The following is a 6,680-nucleotide window of genomic DNA, read 5'->3' on the forward strand; positions in this document are numbered from 1 at the left end:
TTTATACCACCAAGCGCGTAGGTTCCCTGCTGGTGGACAGCAACGCGGTGAAACTGCTGAAAACCGCCGCGGGCAAAGCGTGATCACGATGGCGGCCAGTGTGCCGCCTTATTATTGGGGGAAATATGCAATTACCCACGATTGAAGAATTGCGCTTGCAGTGCCGGATTGACTCCGGGGACGAAGATACGCTGTTACAGGCCTATCTGGAAGCCGCCAAAGAGAAAGCCATCAATTACCTGAACCGTAATGTCTACGAAGAGAACGTACCGGATTCTGATACTGAGGGAATACGGCTCACGCCGCTGATTAAGCTGGCCTTAATGCTGGCGGTGGGATTCTGGTATGAAACCCGTGACCCGAAACGCTTGCCGCCCGGATTCAGGGACTTGCTGGATGATTACCGAATCAGACCCGTATAAGGAGTCAATATGCTGATCAATGAAATCAACAAGCGCATCAAACTGTTTCGCCCGATGATTGAGCGGGATGCACTGGGGGCAGAAACCCTCACCTTACACTATGTCGCCACGGTCTGGGCGAAAGCCGAGGCCATGTCTAACCGCAAAATCCGTACCGCCGATCAGCAACAGGTTATCGAAACTTATCATTTCACCCTCCGGCCTCGCAGTGATGTTGATGTGGGTTGGCTGGTGACTTATCAAAAGCGAAATTTTACCGTTCGCGCGGTCGACAGAAACCACGCGGATCGCTTAATTATCACGGCGGAGGCCGATAACCGACATGATAGAGCCTGAACTCAAAGCCGATTTAGAGCGAATTACCGGGTTGAATGCCTACCCACTGAATTTACCATCCGATAAGCTGGAAGGGGTGATATACCAGCGGATTAGCGACCCTAAAATAGCCACCGGTCTGGCTAAAACCTCACTGGTTCAAGCGCGTTTCCAGATCACTATTCAGATCCCCAATGACTATATCAAGGCATTGAAACTGGGAAAGAAAATTCTAGCTGAGTGGGAAAATATCACACATGGACATATTGGCAATTATCCCGTACAGGCCGTTCAGCGGGGTAATTTCATGCAAAACAGGGAAGAACAAACAGAAGGTCGCGTGATCTACCGAGTGATGCGCGATTTTATCATTACCTATGCGGAGGCACCTGATGATTAGCGCCAAAACAACCGGGCTGGCAGAACTTGGGCGCCAACTGCAAGTGCTGGATAGCGACCTTCAAACCCGGATCATGCGCAAAGCCGGGAAAGCCGCGATGGAAATTGTTAAAGAAGATATGGAAACCCACGCGGGGTATGACTCTAAGAGCAAAGGGGCGCACCTGCGGGACAACATTCAAATCCGTTCGGCCAAGTCCAAGAAGTACAAGGGCGGCGTGATGATCACTGTCGGCCCCGCCAAAGCCCACCGCATGAAAGCGCTGGCACAGGAAATGGGTACCATTAAACAGGTTCCCAACCCCTTTATCCGCCCGGCACTGGACTACAACAAAACCGCCGTTATCAAGGTGCTCGCACAGGAAATCCGCGATGCCTTGTCTGTTTACAGTAAATAGGAGAACACACGATGGCAACATCCCCCGAATACGCCGTATTGCCTGCCGGTACGGTCGTGAAATTTGGTCAGCCCGGTGACACGGTAGAAAAAATGCGTCCACTGATTAATTGCAAGGCATTAGGCGCTACGGGATTAACGGGCAGTTTTGTTGACTGCACCACCCTGATTGATACCAACAAACAGTTTATTTCGGATATGCCGGAAGGACCGGAAAAATCGTTAGGGTTTATTGATGATCCCACCAACCCCGACTTTGTGGCATTCCTGAATGCGGCTGAGCAGCGCCAGACCGTCCAGTTTTACCTTGCCCTGCCAAACTCACGCACAGCGACAATGGTATTGGCGCTCTCTGGCTGGGAAATGAACGACATCAACGCCCCGGCCAGTGAAGTGATCCAGATCACCGTCAAGGGCAAACAAAACAACCTCGTCTGGGGTATTGCTAACACCCAACAAACCGGAGTGACACAATGAAAAAAGCACTGAAAGCTGCCTTACTGACCCCGCGCCCACACATCAAAGCGGTCGAACTCTTTGGTACGCAAGTCAATTTGCGCCGGATGACGTCGGCTGAGTTACTGACATTGGAAGAACAGGCGGAGAAACTGAGTGAAGCCGGGGATGGGCGGGAAGCCTCACGGCTTAATATCCAGATGTTGCTCGATTGTCTGGTTGACGATAAGGGGCAGGCTATTGCGGCCAGTGAGTTACCCAGTGCCGAGGAGCTGATGGCGGTGCATGATAATGCCACAATGATTGAAGCGATCCAGATAGTGAAACGCCATGCTATCGGCACACTGGAGGAGGCCGAAAAAAACTAATCAACTCGCCGACGCTGCATTTTGCCTTTACCCTCGCAGAGCAGCTCGGCGAAATAGACCCCTATCGCATCCTGTCCTTGCCTGTATCCACACTCAATGAGTGGCAGGCGTATTACCGGTTGAAAAATCGAAAGCAACCGGATGCCTCCGCTACCATTCCCGCTTCGGCTTCCCGCGATCCGGTGCGGGCGCAGTGTGACGCGGTGATGAAACTATTAAGTTAAATTATGGGAAATCTATCAACACTGACCGTCGGCTTGCTGGTCAATGCCACCTCGTTCAAGTCCCAGATCATGGACGCCTACCGTTACGCCGGACGGGAATCAGAGCGCTTCGCCGATAAAGCCGCAAATGACGGCAAAAAAGTAAAAAAAACCTACAGTTCGCTGGCGAACCAGATTAAATCCGTGTCCGGGCAACTGGCGTTACTTGCGGGGACGGGGTTCTCACTGGGCACCATTATTTCGCACACGCGCAAATACGGACAGGCGCTGTCTGACCTGTCCGCCATTACCGGTGCGACCGGCGCACAGCTCAAAAAGCTGGACGAAGACGCCCAGCGACTGGGGCGCACAACGGAATTCGGGGCGACCGGCATTGCTCAAGCCCTGAAACTGATGGCCTCCGCGAAACCGGAATTGCTGAAGAATACTCAGGCACTGACGCAAGCAACCGAGAAAGCGGTGATACTGGCACAGGCCTCCGGGATTGAGTTACCCGAGGCGACCAAGGCGTTAGCACTGTCTCTAAACCAGTTCGGCGTCTCAGCGGCACAGGCCGATCGCTATATCAACGTACTGGCAGCCGGAGCGAAATACGGCGCGTCCGAGATTAACGAGACCGCGATGGCTATCAAGAACGGCGGCACGATGGCCTCACAGGCGGGTATGTCGTTTGAAGAGCTGAATGCCGCGATTCAGGTCTTGGCGAAAGGGGGTATTAAAGGCGCGGAAGCGGGTGTTGCTATCCGTAACGTGGTGCTGGCATTGGAGAAATCCACCGATAAACAACTGAAACCGTCTGTCGTGGGTTTGGGAGCTGCACTGGAGCACCTGAAAAACAAGCAATTGTCTACGGCACAAGCGGCGAAACTGTTCGGGCGCGCCAATGTCAGCGCCGCCTCGCAGTTAGTCACCGGACGGCGCGAGCTGGACGAATTGACGCAGTCCCTGACCGGTACGCAGGTGGCGTATGATCAGGCCGGAGAAAGGGCGAATAACCTGAGTGCCGATCTGGATGTTTTAGGCAGCGCTTTTCAGGGGCTGGCACTGAAAGTCGGCGGCAGCGCTGACGGCCCTCTTCGTACCGGTGTTCAGGGGGTGACCAGCACCGTCAATGCACTCTCTGAGAACTTCAATACGCTAGCCCGGGTTGCTTTGCATACCCTCATCCCGGTGATGGCTATAAAAATGACCGCCGGATTGCGGGAGAATGTCAGTGCATGGCGGGCGACTGAAAAAGCCATGCGTGACACTACAAAGCAAAAAGCCGAAACCGCCCGGCGCACTATCGAGCAGGCTAATGCGACCATTCAGCTTACTCAGCGTCAGGGCGAGCATATCGAAAGAATGCGGCAACTTAATGGTCAACATGGTCTTTTCGTTAATTATGCCAAAGAGTCAAAAGCGCTGTACCGACAGGAAACAGAAGCTATTCGGCAAAAAGAAAGAGCAACCCGGTTACTAGAAGTCGCCAACCGTCGACTTTCTTTTTCTTATCAAGCACTATCCAGAACAACAGGTCTGGCGCGGGGTGCTCTTTCGTTAATGGGCGGGTGGACCGGGGCGGCATTTTTGGCAGGCTCTGCGCTGTATGGATTGTATAACCATAGTGTACAGGCCAGGGAGGGGTTACGACAGTTAAAGAATGAAACTGTTGAGACCATTGCTGAGTTGCAAAGACTTTCGAAAATCAAGCTGGAAGTAGAACTGGATAAAAATGACAGCGATATTAATAACCTGAAAGATGAGCTAGAAAGAGTTAATCACCGACTGGAAAGATACACCGATCGTCGAATTACACTGGCTAAAAAAGGATACTTTTTAGGCCCTGATCCCAACCAGCTAGAAAAAGAAAAACGAGAGCTGCTTAGTCGACAGGAAGATTTGGTCAAGGGATTGAAAGCGAGGATCGAAAGGGATAAAAATATACGTTCAACCTTGGCAACGGGGAAATTTGACGCTAAGGAGGAGACATCCGGAACTAAAGAAGGTGACAACAATCCGTGGACAGGGAGCGGAACCGGCGACAGTGATAATCCGAATAGGAAATCTGCCCAAATCCTGAATCGGTATCATCAGTTGCGTTTTGACATTGAGCGGGCGCACACCACGAGTCTAGGACGCATTCTGCTGAGTGAGCGAGAAACCGAGAAAAAACTGAATGAGATCAGTAAATCCGGTTTAGTTTCTCAGAGTGAGATTCAGCGATTGAGATCCCTCAATGCTGAAAACCACCAAAAACAGCGACTTGAGCTGGCAGAACGTTATGCACCTGCAAAAGCCCTGATTCGTCAGGAAATGGATGCCAGCAAGGAGTTGAAAGCCCTGTACGCTGAACGCCTGTTGACAGAACAGGAATACGTATCAGCCAGTCGGGCGCTGTATCAAACTTCCGTTAAGGATAAGTTAGCGGAACAAGCCAGACAGCTTGCCGCCCCACGTCTGGATATGGCCGGTGAAGTCGATCCCGTTATCCAGCTGAAAAATCAACTCACAGAACAAACCGCACTTTATGAGGCGTATTACCGTAACAACCGTATCAGTAAAGAGCGCTACGAACAATTAACCACCGCAGCCGGGACTCGTTCGAGAGACGCCCAGCTTGCCGCCGCCAAAGAACTGTATGGGGCGCAGGGGGATTTTCAGAAAATGCAAATGGGTCTGTTGGATGTTGTTGAACAACGGACGAGTAATGCCCTGACTGGGATGTTGACCGGCAGTAAATCATTCTCGGAATCTATGCGGGAGTTATCGGCATCATTAGCGCAATCCATTATTCAGGATCTGGTGCGCATTGCGATGCAGGCGCTGATAACTAAAGCCGTCTCAGGCTTCTTCGGCGGGGGCGGTATGGCGAGTATGGGAACAAGTTCGCTAGCCTCGGCGGGTAGCGACATATCTTCGGCTGGTGTGGGGGCGATGGGCATGTCGACCAATTGGCGCAGTTTTATTCCCAATGCCAAAGGGGGTGTCTACCAGTCAGCCAATTTAAGTCAGTACAGCGGGCAGATAATAAGCAGCCCGACCCTGTTTAAATTTGCCAAGGGCGGCGGGTTAATGGGGGAAGCGGGGCCGGAAGCTATTCTGCCATTAAAGCGCGGTTCGGATGGCAGGCTGGGAGTGGAAGCCTCCGGCAGCACTAGCAACCAAACTACCAATCACGTGAATATTGTTATTAACTCTGATGGAAACCACGAAGTGACAGCAACCAGCGGATTTGAGTCAGCAGGTCAGGATATTGCTAAATTTATCGATCAGCGATTCAAATTTTTGCTGCATAAAAGTTTAGGTCAGGGGGGTGATTTAAATGTGGCCATCAAAGGAGGCAGAAGATGATAAAAACATTCGATTTTCCCGCACGAGTGGGTGCTGCTGGCGAATTTGAGCCGGTCGTGCGTTCTGTCCAGTTCGGCGATGGATACAAGCAAACCACCGGCGACGGAATCAATGCACAGCGGGAAAGTTGGCCTCTATCATTTGTTGGTTCCTTATCTGAGATAGAGTCTGTAATCGCTTTTTTGCGTGAACATCAGGGTTGGCGCTCCTTTAAATGGCGCAGCCCGTTATCTGAATTAGGACTGTATCAGGCCGGGAAATTCAACATACAGGCGCATGGGGCTTATTTCACGCTGTCAGTCACGTTCACCCGCACTTACCATCCGTAGAGAATATTGTTATGACCATGAATACTGCACTCCAGCAACTTGAGCCGGGGAGTAAAATTTTGTTGTTTGCTGTTGATGGTTCGGCCTTTGGTGGGCCAGATTTGTATTTCCACAATCACCCTATCCCCTACACAGAAGATGAACTGGAAAACTCAGATCAGTTACCGGTTAAATCAATCTGGTGGCAAGACGTGGAATACAAACCGTGGCCTGTCAGCATTGAGGGATTGGAGGTTAACAGTGATGGCAGGGCGATATCCCCCACGCTCAGCGTTGCCAATCTGGATGGTACTATCAGTGCCTTGTGTCTGGCGCATCAAAATATGGCTCAGGCACGAGTTACCATCCGTATGACCTTTGCGCATTATCTGGATGCCCGTAATTTCCCCGACGGGAACCCAGAAGCCGATCCGACACAGGAAAAAATCGATGTTTTC

Annotated in this window: 9 protein-coding genes; all 9 read left to right on the forward strand. The window is 51.6% G+C overall.

Going from position 1 to position 6,680, the window contains the following annotated elements; genetic code table 11:
* Nucleotides 1–125 precede the first annotated feature (125 nt).
* A complete protein-coding gene (locus Xkoz_RS18685) occupies nt 126–422 on the forward strand; it encodes a head-tail connector protein (RefSeq protein WP_099143444.1) in 297 nt (98 codons plus the stop codon).
* A 9-nt stretch (nt 423–431) separates the two neighbouring features.
* Nucleotides 432–758: a phage head closure protein gene (locus tag Xkoz_RS18690; protein WP_099143445.1), complete on the forward strand. Its 327-nt coding sequence runs from the start codon at nt 432–434 to the stop codon at nt 756–758.
* Complete coding sequence (locus tag Xkoz_RS18695) at nt 745–1,137, forward strand: hypothetical protein (protein WP_099143446.1); 393 nt, start codon at nt 745–747, stop codon at nt 1,135–1,137. Before Xkoz_RS18690 ends, Xkoz_RS18695 begins: the two co-directional genes overlap by 14 nt.
* On the forward strand, nt 1,130–1,534 hold the full coding sequence (locus Xkoz_RS18700; protein ID WP_099143447.1) for an HK97-gp10 family putative phage morphogenesis protein: 405 nt from the start codon (nt 1,130–1,132) through the stop codon (nt 1,532–1,534). Before Xkoz_RS18695 ends, Xkoz_RS18700 begins: the two co-directional genes overlap by 8 nt.
* Nucleotides 1,535–1,545: 11 nt before the next feature.
* On the forward strand, nt 1,546–2,010 hold the full coding sequence (locus tag Xkoz_RS18705; RefSeq protein WP_099143448.1) for a phage tail protein: 465 nt from the start codon (nt 1,546–1,548) through the stop codon (nt 2,008–2,010).
* Nucleotides 2,007–2,357 (forward strand): phage tail protein, encoded by a 351-nt coding sequence (locus Xkoz_RS18710; protein WP_099143449.1) that lies wholly within the window; start codon nt 2,007–2,009, stop codon nt 2,355–2,357. The genes Xkoz_RS18705 and Xkoz_RS18710 overlap by 4 nt, the downstream gene beginning before the upstream one ends.
* A gap of 227 nt (nt 2,358–2,584) precedes the next feature.
* Nucleotides 2,585–5,914 carry a phage tail tape measure protein gene (locus Xkoz_RS18720; protein WP_099143451.1) on the forward strand — a complete coding sequence of 1,110 codons (3,330 nt, stop codon included), beginning with the start codon at nt 2,585–2,587 and terminating at the stop codon, nt 5,912–5,914.
* A complete protein-coding gene (locus tag Xkoz_RS18725) occupies nt 5,911–6,243 on the forward strand; it encodes a phage tail protein (protein ID WP_099143452.1) in 333 nt (110 codons plus the stop codon). The genes Xkoz_RS18720 and Xkoz_RS18725 overlap by 4 nt, the downstream gene beginning before the upstream one ends.
* An 11-nt stretch (nt 6,244–6,254) precedes the next feature.
* On the forward strand, nt 6,255–6,680 hold a 426-nt coding region (locus tag Xkoz_RS18730; RefSeq protein ID WP_099143453.1), incomplete at its 3' end, for a phage minor tail protein L.

This window comes from Xenorhabdus kozodoii (assembly GCF_002632875.1).
Classification (GTDB): Bacteria; Pseudomonadota; Gammaproteobacteria; order Enterobacterales; family Enterobacteriaceae; genus Xenorhabdus; species Xenorhabdus kozodoii.